The 16,685-nt window shown below is 45.7% G+C and carries 19 protein-coding genes; 13 read left to right on the plus strand and 6 right to left on the minus strand.

Going from position 1 to position 16,685, the window contains the following annotated elements; all coding sequences use genetic code 11:
- The first annotated feature begins 2 nt into the window (after positions 1 to 2).
- The 7 genes from NYE36_RS05810 to spx all read left to right on the plus strand — a co-directional run bounded on the left by NYE36_RS05810 (position 3) and on the right by spx (position 6,421).
- On the plus strand, positions 3 to 938 hold the full coding sequence (locus tag NYE36_RS05810) for an ABC transporter permease (protein ID WP_003155043.1): 936 nt from the start codon (positions 3 to 5) through the stop codon (positions 936 to 938).
- A gap of 3 nt (positions 939 to 941) precedes the next feature.
- Positions 942 to 1,859: an oligopeptide ABC transporter permease OppC gene (gene oppC / locus NYE36_RS05815; protein ID WP_033574516.1), complete on the plus strand. Its 918-nt coding sequence runs from the start codon at positions 942 to 944 to the stop codon at positions 1,857 to 1,859.
- 12 nt (positions 1,860 to 1,871) lie between these two features.
- Positions 1,872 to 2,948, plus strand: a complete 1,077-nt coding sequence (locus NYE36_RS05820; protein WP_003155039.1) for an ABC transporter ATP-binding protein — start codon at positions 1,872 to 1,874, stop codon at positions 2,946 to 2,948.
- Positions 2,941 to 3,858 carry an oligopeptide ABC transporter ATP-binding protein OppF gene (gene oppF, locus NYE36_RS05825; protein WP_012117283.1) on the plus strand — a complete coding sequence of 306 codons (918 nt, stop codon included), beginning with the start codon at positions 2,941 to 2,943 and terminating at the stop codon, positions 3,856 to 3,858. The genes NYE36_RS05820 and oppF overlap by 8 nt, the downstream gene beginning before the upstream one ends.
- Before the next feature lie 106 nt (positions 3,859 to 3,964).
- A complete protein-coding gene (locus NYE36_RS05830; protein WP_076982893.1) occupies positions 3,965 to 5,152 on the plus strand; it encodes a putative glycoside hydrolase in 1,188 nt (395 codons plus the stop codon).
- A 117-nt stretch (positions 5,153 to 5,269) separates the two neighbouring features.
- Complete coding sequence (locus NYE36_RS05835; protein WP_007409110.1) at positions 5,270 to 5,848, plus strand: GNAT family N-acetyltransferase; 579 nt, start codon at positions 5,270 to 5,272, stop codon at positions 5,846 to 5,848.
- A 177-nt stretch (positions 5,849 to 6,025) separates the two neighbouring features.
- Entirely contained in the window at positions 6,026 to 6,421 is a 396-nt protein-coding gene (spx, locus tag NYE36_RS05840) for a transcriptional regulator Spx (RefSeq protein ID WP_003155034.1), read from the plus strand.
- 57 nt (positions 6,422 to 6,478) lie between these two features.
- Here spx and NYE36_RS05845 read toward each other — a convergent pair whose 3' ends face one another.
- Complete coding sequence (locus NYE36_RS05845) at positions 6,479 to 7,135, minus strand: TerC family protein (protein WP_007409109.1); 657 nt, start codon at positions 7,133 to 7,135, stop codon at positions 6,479 to 6,481.
- A gap of 275 nt (positions 7,136 to 7,410) precedes the next feature.
- Here NYE36_RS05845 and mecA point away from each other — a divergent pair, with 275 nt between their 5' ends.
- The 3 genes from mecA (at position 7,411) to pepF (ending at position 11,435) form a co-directional block, all read left to right on the plus strand.
- Complete coding sequence (mecA, locus tag NYE36_RS05850) at positions 7,411 to 8,067, plus strand: adaptor protein MecA (RefSeq protein WP_003155032.1); 657 nt, start codon at positions 7,411 to 7,413, stop codon at positions 8,065 to 8,067.
- A 150-nt stretch (positions 8,068 to 8,217) separates the two neighbouring features.
- Positions 8,218 to 9,378: a competence protein CoiA family protein gene (locus NYE36_RS05855; RefSeq protein ID WP_094032344.1), complete on the plus strand. Its 1,161-nt coding sequence runs from the start codon at positions 8,218 to 8,220 to the stop codon at positions 9,376 to 9,378.
- Positions 9,379 to 9,605: 227 nt separating this feature from the next.
- Positions 9,606 to 11,435, plus strand: a complete 1,830-nt coding sequence (gene pepF, locus NYE36_RS05860) for an oligoendopeptidase F (RefSeq protein WP_007409107.1) — start codon at positions 9,606 to 9,608, stop codon at positions 11,433 to 11,435.
- Positions 11,436 to 11,471: 36 nt separating this feature from the next.
- Here the strand turns inward: pepF and NYE36_RS05865 are convergent, their stop codons facing one another.
- The 5 genes from NYE36_RS05865 to NYE36_RS05885 all read right to left on the minus strand — a co-directional run bounded on the left by NYE36_RS05865 (position 11,472) and on the right by NYE36_RS05885 (position 14,714).
- On the minus strand, positions 11,472 to 11,639 hold the full coding sequence (locus NYE36_RS05865; RefSeq protein ID WP_003155026.1) for a hypothetical protein: 168 nt from the start codon (positions 11,637 to 11,639) through the stop codon (positions 11,472 to 11,474).
- 285 nt (positions 11,640 to 11,924) lie between these two features.
- Positions 11,925 to 12,827: a protease adaptor protein SpxH gene (spxH, locus tag NYE36_RS05870; RefSeq protein WP_015239573.1), complete on the minus strand. Its 903-nt coding sequence runs from the start codon at positions 12,825 to 12,827 to the stop codon at positions 11,925 to 11,927.
- Positions 12,824 to 13,222 carry a thiol management oxidoreductase gene (locus tag NYE36_RS05875; RefSeq protein WP_003155023.1) on the minus strand — a complete coding sequence of 133 codons (399 nt, stop codon included), beginning with the start codon at positions 13,220 to 13,222 and terminating at the stop codon, positions 12,824 to 12,826. Before NYE36_RS05875 ends, spxH begins: the two co-directional genes overlap by 4 nt.
- Positions 13,223 to 13,450: 228 nt before the next feature.
- Positions 13,451 to 14,137 (minus strand): lytic transglycosylase domain-containing protein, encoded by a 687-nt coding sequence (locus tag NYE36_RS05880; protein ID WP_007409105.1) that lies wholly within the window; start codon positions 14,135 to 14,137, stop codon positions 13,451 to 13,453.
- A 4-nt stretch (positions 14,138 to 14,141) separates the two neighbouring features.
- The gene (locus tag NYE36_RS05885; RefSeq protein ID WP_014417426.1) at positions 14,142 to 14,714 is read right to left on the minus strand and encodes a CYTH domain-containing protein; all 573 of its coding nucleotides are present in this window, start codon (positions 14,712 to 14,714) and stop codon (positions 14,142 to 14,144) included.
- A gap of 124 nt (positions 14,715 to 14,838) precedes the next feature.
- On the opposite strand from NYE36_RS05885, the gene NYE36_RS05890 reads away from it, so the two are divergent.
- Genes NYE36_RS05890 through NYE36_RS05900 form a run of 3 tightly spaced genes read left to right on the plus strand, consistent with a single transcriptional unit; the run spans position 14,839 to position 16,685 of the window.
- Entirely contained in the window at positions 14,839 to 15,204 is a 366-nt protein-coding gene (locus tag NYE36_RS05890) for a hypothetical protein (RefSeq protein ID WP_039062899.1), read from the plus strand.
- A 27-nt stretch (positions 15,205 to 15,231) separates the two neighbouring features.
- The gene (gene yjbM / locus NYE36_RS05895) at positions 15,232 to 15,867 is read left to right on the plus strand and encodes a GTP diphosphokinase (RefSeq protein ID WP_003155019.1); all 636 of its coding nucleotides are present in this window, start codon (positions 15,232 to 15,234) and stop codon (positions 15,865 to 15,867) included.
- Positions 15,868 to 15,884: 17 nt separating this feature from the next.
- A complete protein-coding gene (locus tag NYE36_RS05900) occupies positions 15,885 to 16,685 on the plus strand; it encodes an NAD kinase (protein ID WP_003155018.1) in 801 nt (266 codons plus the stop codon).

The following is a 16,685-nucleotide window of genomic DNA, read 5'->3' on the forward strand; positions in this document are numbered from 1 at the left end:
CCTTGCTGAAATATATCGGTAAACGATTCATTTACATGATCATCACGCTGTTTGTGATTGTGACCGCCACATTCTTCTTAATGCAGGCAGCGCCGGGCGGACCATTTTCCGGCGAAAGAAAGCTGCCGCCTGAAATTGAGGCAAACTTAAACGAACACTATGGCCTGGACAAGCCTCTTTTCGTTCAATATGTCAGCTACTTAAAATCTGTGGCGATGTGGGACTTCGGACCTTCTTTTAAATATAAAGGCCAAAGTGTTAATGATTTAATCAATTCAGGCTTCCCCGTCTCATTCACTCTCGGTGCAGAAGCTATTCTCCTCGCTTTAGCGTTCGGTGTGCTTTTCGGGGTGCTTGCTGCCCTGTACCATAATAAATGGCAGGATTATACCATTGCGATTTTAACGATCTTTGGGATCTCAGTTCCGAGCTTTATATTGGCGACGATTTTGCAATATATTTTCTCAATTAAATTAGAACTGTTCCCGGTCGCAGGGTGGGAATCCTGGGCATACACCTTTCTGCCCTCTATTGCGCTCGCTTCCATGCCGATGGCGTTCATTGCCAGACTCTCCCGTTCAAGCATGATTGAAGTGTTAAACAGCGATTACATACGGACTGCAAAAGCTAAAGGACTTTCCCGTCCGTCAGTCACCGTGCGCCATGCGCTGCGAAACGCGCTTTTGCCGGTCGTGACATATATGGGGCCGATGGCGGCATCCATTTTAACGGGGAGTTTCATCATTGAATCCATTTTCGGAATTCCCGGTTTAGGCGCGCATTTTGTAAACAGCATTACAAACCGTGATTATACGGTCATTATGGGAGTTACCGTGTTCTTCAGCGTGCTCCTGCTTTTATGCGTATTAATTGTTGACGTGCTGTACGGATTAATCGATCCGAGAATCAAGCTTTCCAAAGCAAAGAAAGGAGCCTAGACCATGCAGAACATTCCTGAAAATATGTTTGAACCAGCTTCAGCTAATGCCGGCGATGCCGAAAAAATAAATAAAAAAAGCCTTTCCCTCTGGAAAGACGCCATGCTCCGCTTCCGCAGCAATAAGCTTGCGATGGTCGGGTTCGTTCTGATCGTTCTTATTATTCTGATGGCGATTTTTGCGCCTGTCTTTTCAAGGTATGATTATGCCACTACCAATCTATTAAATGCGGATAAAGCGCCCTCGAAAGATCATTGGTTCGGCACGGATGACCTTGGAAGGGATATATTCGTCCGGACATGGGTGGGCGCGCGGATTTCTATCTTTATCGGTGTCGCAGCTGCCGTGCTTGATTTATTAATCGGCGTAATCTGGGGCAGCATTTCCGGATTCCGCGGCGGACGCACAGATGAAGTGATGATGCGCATCGCCGACATTCTGTGGGCTGTTCCTTCATTATTAATGGTTATTTTGCTGATGGTTGTCCTGCCGAAAGGATTGCTGACCATTATCGTCGCCATGACGATCACGGGCTGGATCAATATGGCGAGGATCGTCCGCGGACAGGTGCTGCAATTAAAGAATCAGGAGTATGTGCTTGCTTCACAGACACTCGGCGCCAAAACCGGCCGGCTTTTGTTTAAGCATATCGTTCCGAACGCGATGGGCTCTATTCTCGTAACGATGACACTGACGGTTCCGACGGCGATTTTTACAGAAGCGTTTTTAAGTTATTTGGGCCTCGGCGTACCTGCGCCGCTTGCGAGCTGGGGAACGATGGCCTCAGACGGATTGCCTGCATTAACCTATTACCCTTGGCGTCTGTTCTTCCCTGCCGGCTTTATCTGCCTGGCGATGTTCGGCTTTAACGTTGTCGGCGACGGGTTAAGAGACGCGCTGGATCCTAAGTTACGCAAATAAGGAGTGATATGAGTGACACGTTTGCTAGAAGTAAAAGACTTAGCCATTTCATTTAAAACATACGGCGGAGAGGTACAGGCAATCCGCGGCGTGAATTTCCATTTGAATAAAGGAGAGACGCTTGCGATCGTGGGGGAGTCAGGTTCCGGAAAAAGTGTGACCTCCCAAGCGATTATGAAGCTGATCCCGATGCCGCCGGGCTACTTTAAAAGAGGACAGATTCTTTTTGACGGACGCGATATCGTGCCGATGTCTGAAAAAGAAATGCAGGCCATCAGGGGAAAGGACATCGGAATGATTTTCCAAGATCCGATGACCTCTCTGAACCCGACGATGAGAGTCGGCAAACAAATTACGGAAGTGCTTTTCAAACATGAAAAAATCTCAAGTGAAGCCGCGAAAAAGCGCGCCATAGAGCTGCTTGATCTCGTCGGGATTCCGATGCCCGAAAAACGGATCGGCCAATTCCCCCATGAATTTTCAGGCGGGATGAGACAGCGTGTCGTCATCGCGATGGCGCTTGCGGCAAATCCGAAACTGTTAATTGCCGATGAACCGACAACAGCGCTTGATGTGACGATTCAGGCACAGATCCTTGAGCTGATGAAAGATCTGCAAAAGAAAATTGATACGTCTATCATTTTTATCACGCATGATCTCGGCGTTGTCGCCAATGTCGCCGACCGGGTCGCTGTCATGTACGCGGGTCAGGTCGTCGAATCGGGCACGGTGGATGAAATCTTTTATGATCCGCGCCATCCGTATACGTGGGGGCTGCTTGCCTCAATGCCCAGCCTGGACAGCACCGATCAGGAAAAACTGACGGCCATCCCGGGCACGCCGCCTGATCTGACGAACCCTCCGAAAGGGGATGCATTTGCGCTCCGCAGCTCATATGCGATGAAAATTGACTTTGAACAGGAACCGCCGATGTATAAAGTGTCTGATACGCATTTTGTGAAATCGTGGCTTCTGCATCCTGATGCGCCTAAGGTCGAGCCGCCTGAAGCGGTGAAGGCTAAAATCCGTCAGCTTCCGAATACGTATCAGCATCCTGTTTTAATGAAGGAAGGTGAAAAAAATGACTGAGAAGCTTCTCGAAATCAAACACTTAAAACAGCATTTTTTCACGCAAAAAGGAACGGTAAAAGCCGTAGATGATTTGTCATTTGATATTTATAAAGGCGAAACGCTCGGCCTTGTCGGAGAATCGGGCTGCGGTAAATCAACGACGGGCCGCAGTATTATCCGGCTGTATGAGGCAACCGGCGGGGAAGTTCTCTTTAACGGGGAAAATGTGCACGGGAAAAAATCCCGCAAGAAGCTGCTGGAGTTTAACCGGAAAATGCAGATGATTTTCCAGGACCCGTACGCATCTTTAAATCCGAGAATGACAGTCGCCGACATTATTGCCGAGGGAATAGATATTCACCGCCTGGCAAAAACGAAAAAAGAGCGGATGCAGCGGGTTCACGAACTGCTGGAAACGGTCGGTTTAAATAAAGAGCACGCCAACCGCTACCCGCATGAATTTTCGGGCGGACAGCGCCAGCGTATCGGAATCGCCAGAGCGCTGGCGGTTGATCCGGAGTTTATCATCGCGGACGAACCGATTTCGGCGCTTGATGTCTCCATTCAGGCGCAAGTCGTCAATTTAATGAAAGAATTGCAGAAAGAAAAAGGGCTCACTTACCTGTTTATCGCCCATGATTTATCAATGGTCAAATACATCAGCGACCGCATCGGCGTCATGTATTTCGGAAAATTGGTGGAGCTTGCGCCGGCGGATGAGCTTTACGAAAACCCGCTTCACCCATACACGAAATCATTGCTGTCCGCTATCCCGCTCCCTGATCCGGACTATGAAAGAAATCGTACGCGAAAGAAATACGATCCGTCCATTCATCAGCTGCAAGACGGAGAAAAGATGGAATTCAGAGAAGTGAAACCGGGACACTTTGTTATGTGCACTGAAGATGAATTTAAAACCTACCTATAAACGTATCATCCTCCAAGACTCAGTCTTGGAGGATTTTTTTGCGCACATTCAAGTTTATTAAGCTTGCTCCCGTTTTTCTATAATGGAAAAAAAGGGGGAGATCAGTATGAAAACCATTTTGTGCGCCATTTGTGCGGGACTGTTTATCAGTGCAGGTGCTTATCCGGCCCACGCCGCTGCGAAAGAGGAGCAGCCGCTTGTAAAAATAGCGCTGGCCGAAAAAGAACTGCCGAAATCAAATGCACGGTTCGCTTATCCGTCAGGGCTGCATTTTTCACATCCTGATAAGGTGCGGGGCATTTACGTCACAGGGCATTCAGCGGGAGGAAGCAAATTCGGGGAGCTGACAGACTTTGTGGACAAAACGGAGCTCAATACAATGGTGATTGATGTCAAGGATGACAACGGAAACCTCACCTTTAAGCCGGACGGCCATTCTGAGTATGCCAAAATCGCCAAGCCGTACATCAAAGACCCAAAAAAGATGATGAAAAAGCTGGAGGAAAAAAAGATCTATCCGATCGCGCGTATTGTCGTATTTAAAGACAGCGAACTCGCGAACAAAAAGCCGGAGTGGTCCTTTAAAGAAAAAAACGGAAGTGTCTGGAAAAACGGCCGCGGCGAATCGTTCGTCAATCCGTTTATGAAAGAAGTATGGGATTACAATGTAAAGATTGCAAAACAAGCCGTAAAGATGGGTTTTCAAGAAATTCAATTTGATTATGTCCGTTTTCCTGAAGGATTTGAAAAACGTGATGACGAACTGACATACGGACACGGCGATTACGGAAAAACAGCAGACAGCAATGTGCAAAAACGCGTTCACGCCGTCACCGATTTTGTCGGTTATGCGAAGAAAAAACTCAAGCCGTACGGCGCGGATGTGTCGGTTGATATTTTCGGCTATTCAGCCACGCTGCCGGAAGCGCCTGGGATCGGCCAGAATTTCAGCAAAATTTCAGAACAGGTCGATGTCATTTCATCCATGATTTATCCGAGCCATTGGACAAGCTATTTCGGCATTGATAAACCGGATCTTGAGCCTTACAAAGTCGTCAAAGAATACGCGAAGGTGGAACATAAAAAACTGTCTAAGCTGAAACACCCGCCTGTATCGCGTCCGTGGCTTCAGGACTTCACGGCATCATATCTCGGCAGCGGAAATTATCAAAAGTACGGAAAACGCCAGGTGGAAGACCAGGTTAAAGCGCTGCATGATGAAGGAATTGACGAATTTTTATTGTGGGACGCGGCAAACCGCTATACCAAAAACGTCGATTACACACCATTTTAAAAAAATTGAAACCATGTTAAAGGATCACACGTCTTAATAGATGTAAGATTGTTTAAACAATCGGAAATGGGGTATATCTAAAAGTGTGAAGACAACGAACCCATAAGGAGCAAATGAATGAACTGGTACGAAAAGCTGAGTGAATATTTTCCGATTGAAGAAATGAAATCAAAAGCGCATATGGAAGCTCTGTTAAAGGAGCAAAGCGATGTTTATCATAAAGAAGAGGGGCAGTACCACGTGCTGATGTATGCGGAATTTGACTCTTTCATCTTTATTGATTACCTGTTTGTGTCAAAGAAATCCAGAGGACAAGGCCTCGGAAGCAAGCTGATCGGCAGGCTGAAAAAGAAAAACAAGCCGATTCTGCTTGAGGTGGAGCCTGTTGACGAGGATGACACGGATACACAGAAACGCTTGCGTTTTTATCAAAGAGAGCATTTCAAGCACGCGCAGTCAATCGGGTATCGGCGCCGGTCATTGGCTACGAATGAAGTGAACAAAATGGAGATTCTGTACTGGTCACCTAAGACGGAATCAGAAGAAGAAATGTTTGAAGCGATGAAACAGACATATGAAAACATTCACACTTATAAAGATGAAAAATGGTACGGAGAATCATACGAAAAAACGGATGAAGTTCTCAAAGTCATTGATGAGAAAAAACGAAAAAACATTTTCGATCAGCTGAGCTAATTGAGAATGGGGAAACATCCGCCAGCCGTAAATTTGCCGGATTGACACATTTTTTTCTCAGGAGACTGTTCACACTTACTTTTTTATAGTATAATACCTATAAAGATTCCTTTTTTAAAGTTATTTCAATTTGAGAATACAACATGTTCATCCTACTAATTAGAGGAGTGAAGATTAATGGTTACATTATACACATCACCTAGCTGTACGTCATGCAGAAAAGCAAGAGCTTGGCTTGAAGAGCACGAGATTCCGTTTGTAGAGAGAAACATTTTCTCCGAGCCGTTATCAATTGATGAGATCAAGCAGATTCTGCGTATGACTGAAGACGGTACGGATGAAATTATCTCTACCCGTTCTAAAGTATTCCAGAAACTGAACGTAAATGTTGAATCTATGCCGCTTCAAGACTTATATACTTTGATCAATGAGCATCCGGGACTGCTCCGCCGTCCGATTATCATTGATGAAAAACGTCTGCAAGTCGGCTATAACGAAGATGAAATCAGACGATTCCTGCCAAGAAAAGTGCGTTCTTTCCAATTAAGAGAAGCACAGCGTCTTGCCAACTGATATAAGCTTACGATAAGCATGGAAAAAGCCCAAAACCATCGCGGTTTGGGCTTTTTGTTATTTTTCAGTCTGCTGGTAAATCATACTGGCGAGGATAACAAATACGACGGTCAAAATCGGCAGCGTCATTTGTATAATGCCGTGTTCTGCCATGAAAAATGACAGCTTGCTGTCTCCGGCAATCATTTCACCGCCGGTAAATGCGAGAAGGCCGCTCCCGGCGTACATCAATAAAGGCATTTTGTCCATGGCGGCATGAACGAGCTTGCTGCCCCAAATGATAATCGGCACCGAGATGAAGAGACCGATCACTACAAGTGTCAGCTCACCGTGAGAAGCGCCGGCTACTGCGATGACATTGTCAAGCGACATAAAGATATCAGCCATAACGATTGTGCGGATGGCTTTCCAAAGAGAAGAACTGCTTTTCACATGCTGCGCATCTTTCTTCTCAATCAGAAGCTGATAGCCGAGATACAATAAAAATACCCCGCCTGCGCATTGTAAAAAAGGAACATTCAATAAATAGACCGCAGCGCTCGTCAGAACGATTCTCAAGACGACTGCGATAAACGTTCCGAAGATGATCGCTTGCTGTCTTTGTTTATGGGCCAGGTTCCGGCTGGCCATCGCGATGACGACGGCATTGTCACCGCCGAGAATAAGGTCAATCCCGATAATAAGCAGAAGGGACAGCAGGTAATCGTGCGGCATGGTAACACCTCGCTTATAGATCGATTGCTTGTACAGCTAATATATGAAGCAGTGCGCTATTTATGATGGGAACCGGGAGAAAGCCTGTTTTTCGGTGTGAAAATGCTTTTTTATTTCTTTTATAACTGTTTTATCATAAAATAGAAATATAAAGAATTTGCGCTGTCCTCTATAAGGTTAAGATGTGGACGGAATGGGTAAAGTGTAGTAAAGTACTATTCATCGGGAGCTTAGATGTCCCTTCAACATCTTATAAAGAAGGGAAGGTTGGCAAAATGGAAATAGAAAGAATTAATGAGCATACTGTAAAATTTTATATGTCTTATGGTGATATTGAAGATCGCGGTTTTGACAGAGAAGAAATCTGGTACAATCGCGAGCGCAGTGAAGAACTGTTCTGGGAAGTCATGGATGAAGTGCATGATGAAGAGGAATTCGCTGTCGAGGGTCCTCTTTGGATTCAGGTTCAGGCATTGGACAAAGGACTGGAAATAATCGTAACAAAAGCCCAGCTTTCCAAGGACGGACAAAAACTCGAACTGCCGATCCCGGAAGATAAAAAACAAGAGCCGGCAGATGAAAATCTCGATGCTTTACTTGATGATTTCCAGAAAGAAGAGCAGGCCGAGAGCCGGGAAGATAAGGAGCAAAAGCTTCAGTTCACTTTGCGGTTCGATGATTTTGAGGATCTCATCTCGCTATCAAAATTGAATCTTAACGGAATCAAAACGACCCTGTATTCGTTTGAAGACCGATATTATTTATATGCAGATTTTTATGAGCAAACTGATGAAGAGGTTGAAAATCAGCTAAGCATCCTGTTGGAGTACGCGCACGAATCATCAGTCAGCATTCACCGTCTTGAAGAATACGGAAAATTGGTGATCGCTGATCATGCGTTATATACAATAAAAAAACACTTTGCATCATAACAAACCGATTTCTCTCAGCAGAAATCGGTTTTTTTTGTTCTGAATGACAGGATGAACGGCTGAAAACCGTATAACGGCTCTCATCCGCAAACAGGATTATATCTTCTTCCTGCTGAATATAACAAGATTCAGGAAAGGAGAAGATGCAACATGTTCAGTGCTGTGACTGCCGACGGACGGCTCATTCAGCTGGCCGGAAGCTATTCAAAGGAAAAAGCGGCGGAGCTGAGAAAGAAACGCTGGTTCTGCCCCGTTTGCAAAAGTGAGCTTGATATCAAACTGGGGCGGGAGAAACTGCCGCACTTCGCTCATAAAAAAAGCAGGCTGTGTCCCGGGGAATCCGAACCTGAAAGCGAATACCATCTGGAGGGAAAAAGACAGCTTTTTCTCTGGCTGAAGACACAAGGGTGCAGCGTCAGCCTGGAACCGTATCTGACTTCCGCTGGACAGCGGCCTGACTTGACGGCGGAAAGCGGAGAAGAGAGGCTGGCTTTTGAATTTCAATGTGCGAATCTTTCGGCGGACTCTTTAAAGAGCCGGACGGCAGGCCTGAAAAACGCCGGGTACCGGCCGGTCTGGATCATCGGGGCAAAACGGTTAAAACGGATGGCCGCGCAATTTTTCCGGCTTTCTGCTTTTCACTGGCAGTTCTTTGAAGTCCATTCATTTTCCTCCTTACTGTTTTACTGCCCCGACGCCCGCTCCTTTTACAGGCTGCATTCCATCACTCCGTTTTACACCGGCTATTCTTATGCCGGCTTAACCACAATCCCTCTTCACAAAGCAAACCTGAAAGACATCTGTCATCCGGAAGGGCGGCACAGCGTCAGACTTCCCTCGTGGGGACGTGCCGTAGTCGGCTTCCGCAGCAAAAGCGGGCGGTTTTTATCTGAAGATGCCGGTCTTATCCGGCGTCTTTTTTACGAAAGACATCAGGTTGCATTTCCATTTCTCCCATCTGAAGTGTTTATTCCCGTTTCAGCGGGCTTTGTGTTTGCCAGTCCCGTTTTTGTGTGGCAGAGCCATTTATACTTGCGGCTTGCGGAACTTTCTAAAAAAGGCGCGCCGATCCGATTATCCGGCATGGTTCATGATTTGCGGCAAAAAATCAGGCGTAAGGAGATTCGGATGCGGTATGGTTCACAAGATAGCCTTATCAGAATGGCGGTAAAACAATATGCTGATTTCTTATGCTTGCAGGATTTTTTAAGGGAAATTGAGAATGAAGTATATATGCCCTCATCTCAACGGAAGCTCCCTCAAACGGCAGAAGAGCTGCGCCGGAGGGATCTGCTCTTTTTTGGGGAATGAGAATGCTTCATTTCGTTCACCCTAACGTCAAGGTGGTGGCGAATGTGAGGGGCGTACAAGCATTTTGTTTTCGTTTTTTCACTGTATTATTGGTATGCTCGGTCTTATATGCCGCATATGATTTGACAAAAGGCAGTGAAAAGCCGGAAGATAATCACAACACAAGTTTTTGGAGAAACAATCGTTTTTTCAATTGGCTTGAAGTAAAGAAAACGAGGGGGATCACCATGACTGAGGAAAATAAAGCAGCACAGCTGCCTGACAGAAGTGAAGTAAAGGCAGAGCATACATGGAGACTAGAGGATATTTTTCCTAGTGATGAGGCCTGGAATAAAGAATTTCAAGCAGTTAAAGAATTAATCCCGAATTTATCTTCTTTTAAAGGCACGCTTGCTCATTCGGCTGATAATTTATACGCGGCGCTTACGGCACAGGATGAAGTGACGAACCGCCTTGGGAAACTTTATGCATACGCGCATATGCGCTCAGACCAGGATACGGGAAATTCTTTCTACCAAGGGCTGAACGACAAAGCCGCAAGCCTGTATTCCCAGGCTGCCAGCGCGACTGCTTACATTGAACCGGAAATTCTGGCGATTCAGGAGGACAAGCTGCACCAGTTTATTCTGGAAAAAGAGGAGCTTAAACTTTACTCCCATGCAATTGAAGAAATTACAAAACAGCGTCCGCACGTGCTGAGCGAACAAGAAGAGGCCCTGCTTGCGGAAGCCTCAGAAGCGCTGTCGTCGCCTTCCAATACATTCAGTGTTTTAAATAACGCCGATATTACATTTCCGTCGATTAAAGATGAAAACGGCAAGGAAACTCAAATCACACACGGCAACTTTATTAATTTCCTGGAAAGCAGCAATCGTGAAGTCCGCAAAAACGCATTTGAAGCCGTATATAAAACATACGGACAGTATAAAAACACGATGGCGACTACACTCAGCGGCACTGTGAAAAAAGATAATTTTTACGCCCGTGTGAAAAAGTATAAATCAGCACGGGAAGCGGCTTTATCCAATAACAGCATCCCTGAAGAAGTTTACGATAACCTGATTAAAACGATCAATAAACATCTTCCGTTATTACACCGTTACATTGACCTGCGGAAAAAGGTTCTCGGCCTTGATGAAGTCCATATTTATGACCTGTACACACCGCTCGTAAAAGATTCGGGAATGAAGGTCACATATGAGGAAGCGAAAGATTATATGCTCAAAGGACTTGCTCCGCTGGGCGAGGAATACGCGTCTATTTTAAAAGAAGGACTTGAAAACCGCTGGGTCGATATATACGAAAATAAAGGAAAACGCAGCGGTGCTTATTCGTCCGGTACATACGGCACGAATCCGTACATCTTGATGAACTGGCATGACAATGTCAATAATCTGTTTACGCTCGTTCATGAGTTCGGCCATTCCGTGCACAGTTACTATACGAGAAAATATCAGCCGTATCCGTACGGTAACTACAGCATTTTTGTCGCTGAAGTCGCTTCAACGACTAATGAAGCGCTGCTCGGTGAATATATGCTGAACAGCTTAAAGGATGAAAAACAGCGTCTGTACCTGCTCAACCACATGCTTGAAGGATTCAGAGGCACAGTGTTCAGACAGACGATGTTCGCTGAATTTGAGCATCTGATTCATACGAAAGCGCAGGAAGGCGAGCCGCTAACGCCTGAACTGCTGAACGAACTTTATTATGATCTGAATAAAAAGTATTTCGGTGACAACATGGTGATTGATAAAGAAATCAGTCTGGAATGGTCAAGAATTCCGCATTTCTATTACAATTATTATGTGTATCAATATGCGACAGGCTACAGTGCGGCCCAAGCGCTGAGCAGCCAGATCTTAAAAGAAGGCAAGCCTGCGGTGGAGCGCTATACCGAATTCTTAAAAGCGGGAAGCTCGGAATATCCGATCGACATACTGAAAAAAGCGGGAGTTGATATGACATCGCCTGAACCGATCGAGGCGGCCTGCAAAATGTTTGAAGAGAAACTGAACGAAATGGAAGAGCTTCTTTCGAAAGTGAACCCTTCGTAACCAAAAAAGCCTGTGCATTAGATGCGCAGGCTTTTTCTAAAATCCCTTAAACGTTTTTCGGTGATTCAGCCGGTACAAGGCAAACAATATGGAAAGAAACAGCAGGGGAGATGTAATGTAAATCGGCAGCATGTGCATCATGGCCAGCAGGTTTAAAAAGAAGAAAAACACAATCATTCCGATGATCAATACGGTGCGGAGCATTGATTTCCCTCCTTGTTTTTCATTGATATATTCTATGAAAACAAGCAGTCAGTTATGTTTTGTGACAAAAATATGAACATTAATCTTATGGCTTGTCAAAACTCGACAAGATTTGATATGATAAGGATGTGAAATTGATCACAAACAAACATTACCCCTTTGTTTGACCGTGAAAAATTTCTCCCATCCCCTTTGTTGTCGTTAAGACATATGAAACCGCGCTTATCCCGGCGCGGTTTCTTTATTTGTACAAAAAAAAGCCGGCTCCGTAAGGAATCAGCTTTTTTAATGATCACAACAGGTGACATCCTCCTGAGTGCCGGCCAGAGATTTCCAAAACAGACCGTGCTTTGCTTCCACTCTGGCGACCTTTTTGGCGAATGCCAGTTTTTTCATTTCTTTTTCAACTTCTTCTAGACTCAAATCATAAACGAGTGCGATTTCTTTCGATGCGACAAACCGGAAATATTCAATGAAACATTCCAAAGGCGGCGTTTCAGAAGGCTTCGGTTTATCCCCGAGCATTTCGAATAAGATCTCTTCGTATACGTCATAAGAATAGTTGCCGGGAACCTTCAGCCCTTCATCATCATGCAGGCTGTTAAAGAACGTCAATGTCGGGTTGACGGTGACGTCCATTTCCGCCGCGATTTTCATATCGCACTGAAGCGCTTTTACCGCGCTTTGCGAATGGAGGTCGCGCTTGAATTCTTCAACATCCAATTTCGTCTTTTCGGCAATCTCTAAAAGAACGTCTTCATCCGTAATATTCTGCTTGGAAACAAACAGGCTTTCCTGCATGCTGCGGAGAAACAGAATGCCCGCTTTTCTTCCCTGCAGTTCGGCCGCTTTTAAAGCGAGTGCGGCAAGGTAGGGCGATGAAAGAGGCTGATCCTGCTCAAGCCAAAGGCTTCCGTCACAGGGCATCCCGGAACGGTTCGCAATTTTTTCCCAAGCTTCGGCAAGGAGGTGTTTTTTCCGCTTTTGCTTATTCAGCGATGTAATGCTCGCGGAAACTATGATCCGCAGCGTAAAAAAACGTCCGTATTTGATTTTTAATTTTTTTATGGCGGGCTCCAGCGACCAGCATTCAGGACATAAAGGGTCGACAAACATGTAAATTTCGAGCGGTTTTTTTGGATGTCCGTGGCAATGGGCGAAGTATTGCTCATGCTGATAATTCGTCAATATGATCGATCCTCCGCTTCTGACTGGTTTACCATATGCCTGGCCGTCAGTTCCAGACGCCCGTACAGAAATTCACGAATATCGCCCTCCAGCCCGACCTGATCCATCGCTTTGCTCATACAGCTTAGCCACGCATCAGCCCTCTCGTCCGTAATCGGAAAGGGGAGATGCCTTGCCCTGAGCATGGGGTGTCCGTGCTCTTCAGTATAAAGAGGAGGTCCGCCCAAATACTGGGTTAAAAATTGCTTTTGTTTTCTGGCCGTTTCAGTCAAATCACTTGGAAATATCGGCTTCAGCAAGGGATGAGACGAGACACGCTCATAAAAAGTATCAACAAGTTGCGATAGAAGTTCCTCTCCAATCGCTTCATATGGTGCGTTAAACGATTGTCCCATGTTGACTACTCCTTTATATGGCTAATAGGAATCATAATTCCCATTGCGAATTTATCTTTCAGTTTTACTATCTTCAGTTACTGTATATTTTAGCAATAACATTTTATTTCTACAAACAAAGTGCCTTTCTGTCAGGCGCTTGTATTTCATATCATATCACATCGCCTTCATTCATGTGTAAGATTTCACTCCGCAAAAAAACCAGAGGGCGAAGGAAGCCTCTCTGGTTTACGCGTAATACTGTTTGGTTATGTTTTTGACATATTGCTGTGTTTCCTTAAACGGCGGAATGCCTCCGTACCGATCTACGTTGCCGGGGCCTGCGTTGTAGGCGGCTAACGCCAGAGATACATTTCCGTCGTATTTCGTGAGCATCTGCTTTAAGTACTTTGTGCCGCCCTCAGCGTTCTGGACGGGATCAAGCGGGTTTGACACCCCGAGTGATTCTGCCGTGGAAGGCATAAGCTGCATCAGTCCCATTGCCCCCGCACCGCTGACCGCTTTCGGATTAAAGCCTGATTCCTGTTTAATAACCGCGCGGATCAGCTTTTCGTCCACTCCGTATTTTTCGGCTGCTTTCTGAATGGCGCTGTCTATTGAAAAGTTTCCGGTGCTGATATCAGAAGCCGCATCCGGAGACTTGATGCCCGGGGAAGCGGTCTGTGAAGCAGCCGCGGAGCCGGATGAAACGGGAATTCTCGGTGAATATGAAGCGTGAGCGGTCCGCACACCGTTTAAAATTCCCGATTCCGGCTGCTGCCGGACGGCTGTGTCCGTATACTGGCTGAGCAGCGCGCTGAAATTTGCAAGCGGGCTTTCTGAAGATTGTCCGCCTGAAGCCGTGCTTGTATGAGAGATTGATTGCAGCGCCATTGATTGCAGCTGGAGAAGGGCCGCCCAATTCGTTATATTCACTGTGTCATTCCACCTTTTTTTGTTTCTGTTCATAAAAACGCTGGATTTTATTTTTCGTGATTCGCTCTGGGATGCCGAATTGCTTGAGCAATTGTTCAAACGCCCGTTTTCCTTCATCCCAGTCAGCAGCCTCGAATTCCAATTCAAAGTCTTCTTTCTCTAAATATCGGCTGTGATCTAAAATGATTAAGCCTTTTTCTGATTCTTTTTCCGCGCGTGCGGTCGACAGCGTCCCGAAATAGCAAATGTGTTCTGAGTTGATTCCGAGACCTTCCAGCTGACGTTTGACGGGGCCATCCGGAATCTTGAAGACGTCAAGATCAGGTGCCGCAAGCTCTTGGTGGGTTTCCAGCAGACCGACCGCGGCAGGCTCTTTTAACGTCAGAACGAACGCGCCGTCTTTTTCTCGGATGCGGAGTGCTGATTTTTTTTGTTTCAGGGAAAAATCTTTCGTGTCGAAATAATGATTGACCTGCTGTTTAAAATCATGTTCTTTCATGCAGAGTGCTTCACTCAGCTTCAGAAATTCTGATTTTGTCAGCAGGTTTTTGAATTCAATTTCTATTTCTTGGGTCATGACAGTCTTCCTTTCAGGACGAAAAATTGTATAATTCCCATTATCTCTTTAGAGGTTACGTTTATCAATATCGACCTTGATATGATAAAATAAATGCTGTACTTTGTTAAAAAAGGAGAACATTATGCAAAAGAGAATTGAAATCCAAAATGCATCATTAACAGAAGACGCGCTCCGCTTGAAGTGCGGAGAGGACTTAAGCGGAGCGGAACGCAAAGCCTCAGGTCAAATGCTTGTTGATTCCGATCACTTTGCTTTTGTATACATACTTGAATCAGCTGACTCTTTTGAATATGTCATTATAAAAGAACATGTCTGGCCGGATCTGAAAGAAGCCTTAGACCAAAGAAAACCGGCGGTCCTTGAGGCCGGCGGAAAAACGGTTGAACTTTCAGGGCTGCATGAAGAACTCGATTATCTTCTTGAAAATATTAAAGATAATGCAAACTACGGAGATATGGAAGAAAAAGTGAAAAACGTATTTCTTTAGAACAGGTTCGGAATTGGGGGATGTACGATGGATGACAAACAATGGGAGCAATTTCTAGCGCCATACCGCCAGGCTGTTGAAGAATTAAAGGTGAAGCTGAAAGGCGTCAGAACCCTTTATGAGTATGAAGATGACCACTCACCGATTGAGTTTGTGACAGGCCGCGTGAAGCCGGTGGCGAGCATACTTGAAAAAGCGAGACGAAAAAGCATACCGCTTCATCAGATTGAAACGATGCAGGATATCGCGGGGCTGCGTATCATGTGCCAATTTGTCGATGATATCCAGATCGTCAAAAATATGCTGTTTGCCAGAAAAGATTTTACCGTTGTCGATAAGCGGGATTACATAGCAGAGCATAAGGAAAGCGGATATCGGTCTTACCACCTTGTCGTTTTATATCCTTTACAAACAACGTCCGGTGAAAAGCACGTTCTTGTGGAAATACAGATTCGGACGCTTGCCATGAACTTTTGGGCAACCATTGAGCATTCACTGAATTACAAATACAGCGGGAACATTCCCGAAAAAGTAAAGCTGAGGCTGCAGCGGGCCTCAGAAGCCGCATCCCGGCTCGATGAAGAAATGTCAGAAATCCGCGGAGAAATCCAGGAAGCCCAAGCCGCGTTCTCGCGAAAGAAAAAAGCGGGAGACCGCCAGTAGGAAAGGAGGGGAATGGCATGAAATTTGCCGTTTCTTCAAAAGGAGACGAGGTTTCAGATACATTGAAAAGCAAAATACAGGCGTATTTACTCGATTTTGATATGACCTTGGATGAAAAAGAGCCGGAAATCGTGATTTCCGTCGGCGGTGACGGAACGCTTCTTTACGCATTTCACAGGTACAGCGACCGTCTCGATAAAACGGCGTTTGTCGGAGTTCACACGGGGCATTTGGGTTTTTATGCCGATTGGGTTCCGCAGGAGATAGAAAAGCTCGTTCTGGCCATCGCCAAAACGCCGTATCATACCGTGGAGTATCCCCTTCTTGAGGTGATTGTCACTTATCATGATGAAGAGCGTGAGGAGCGGTATCTGGCTTTGAACGAATGTACGATCAAAAGCATAGAAGGCAGTCTCGTCGCTGACGTGGAAATTAAAGGCCAGCTGTTTGAAACGTTCAGGGGAGACGGTTTATGTCTGTCCACGCCTTCCGGAAGCACGGCTTATAATAAGGCGTTAGGCGGCGCGATCATCCACCCTTCCATCAGAGCGATTCAGCTTGCGGAAATGGCATCCATCAACAACAGAGTGTTCAGGACTGTCGGCTCGCCGCTTTTGCTTCCCGATCATCATAACTGTGTCATCAAACCGAGAAACGACGTCGACTTTCAAGTCACAATTGATCATTTAACCTTGCTGCATAAGGATGTCAAGTCCATTCTATGCCGTGTGGCAAATGAAAAAGTCAGATTTGCAAGATTCCGTCCTTTTCCGTTTTGGAAAAGGGTGCAGGACTCCTTTATCGGAAAAGGCGAATAG

The organism is Bacillus sp. FSL R5-0593, assembly GCF_038603755.1.
Lineage (GTDB): Bacteria > Bacillota > Bacilli > Bacillales > Bacillaceae > Bacillus > Bacillus velezensis.

Excerpts from the sequence above, each read along its gene's own strand:
- spx (WP_003155034.1), top strand. The coding sequence starts at position 6,026 with ATGGTTACATTATACACATCACCTAGCTGTACGTCATGCAGAAAAGCA.
- NYE36_RS05830 (WP_076982893.1), top strand. The coding sequence starts at position 3,965 with ATGAAAACCATTTTGTGCGCCATTTGTGCGGGACTGTTTATCAGTGCA.
- NYE36_RS05885 (WP_014417426.1), bottom strand. The coding sequence starts at position 14,714 with ATGACCCAAGAAATAGAAATTGAATTCAAAAACCTGCTGACAAAATCA.
- oppC (WP_033574516.1), top strand. The coding sequence starts at position 942 with ATGCAGAACATTCCTGAAAATATGTTTGAACCAGCTTCAGCTAATGCC.
- oppF (WP_012117283.1), top strand. The coding sequence starts at position 2,941 with ATGACTGAGAAGCTTCTCGAAATCAAACACTTAAAACAGCATTTTTTC.
- NYE36_RS05835 (WP_007409110.1), top strand. The coding sequence starts at position 5,270 with ATGAACTGGTACGAAAAGCTGAGTGAATATTTTCCGATTGAAGAAATG.
- mecA (WP_003155032.1), top strand. The coding sequence starts at position 7,411 with ATGGAAATAGAAAGAATTAATGAGCATACTGTAAAATTTTATATGTCT.
- NYE36_RS05865 (WP_003155026.1), bottom strand. The coding sequence starts at position 11,639 with ATGCTCCGCACCGTATTGATCATCGGAATGATTGTGTTTTTCTTCTTT.
- yjbM (WP_003155019.1), top strand. The coding sequence starts at position 15,232 with ATGGATGACAAACAATGGGAGCAATTTCTAGCGCCATACCGCCAGGCT.
- NYE36_RS05875 (WP_003155023.1), bottom strand. The coding sequence starts at position 13,222 with ATGGGACAATCGTTTAACGCACCATATGAAGCGATTGGAGAGGAACTT.
- pepF (WP_007409107.1), top strand. The coding sequence starts at position 9,606 with ATGACTGAGGAAAATAAAGCAGCACAGCTGCCTGACAGAAGTGAAGTA.
- NYE36_RS05845 (WP_007409109.1), bottom strand. The coding sequence starts at position 7,135 with ATGCCGCACGATTACCTGCTGTCCCTTCTGCTTATTATCGGGATTGAC.
- NYE36_RS05890 (WP_039062899.1), top strand. The coding sequence starts at position 14,839 with ATGCAAAAGAGAATTGAAATCCAAAATGCATCATTAACAGAAGACGCG.
- NYE36_RS05900 (WP_003155018.1), top strand. The coding sequence starts at position 15,885 with ATGAAATTTGCCGTTTCTTCAAAAGGAGACGAGGTTTCAGATACATTG.
- NYE36_RS05855 (WP_094032344.1), top strand. The coding sequence starts at position 8,218 with ATGTTCAGTGCTGTGACTGCCGACGGACGGCTCATTCAGCTGGCCGGA.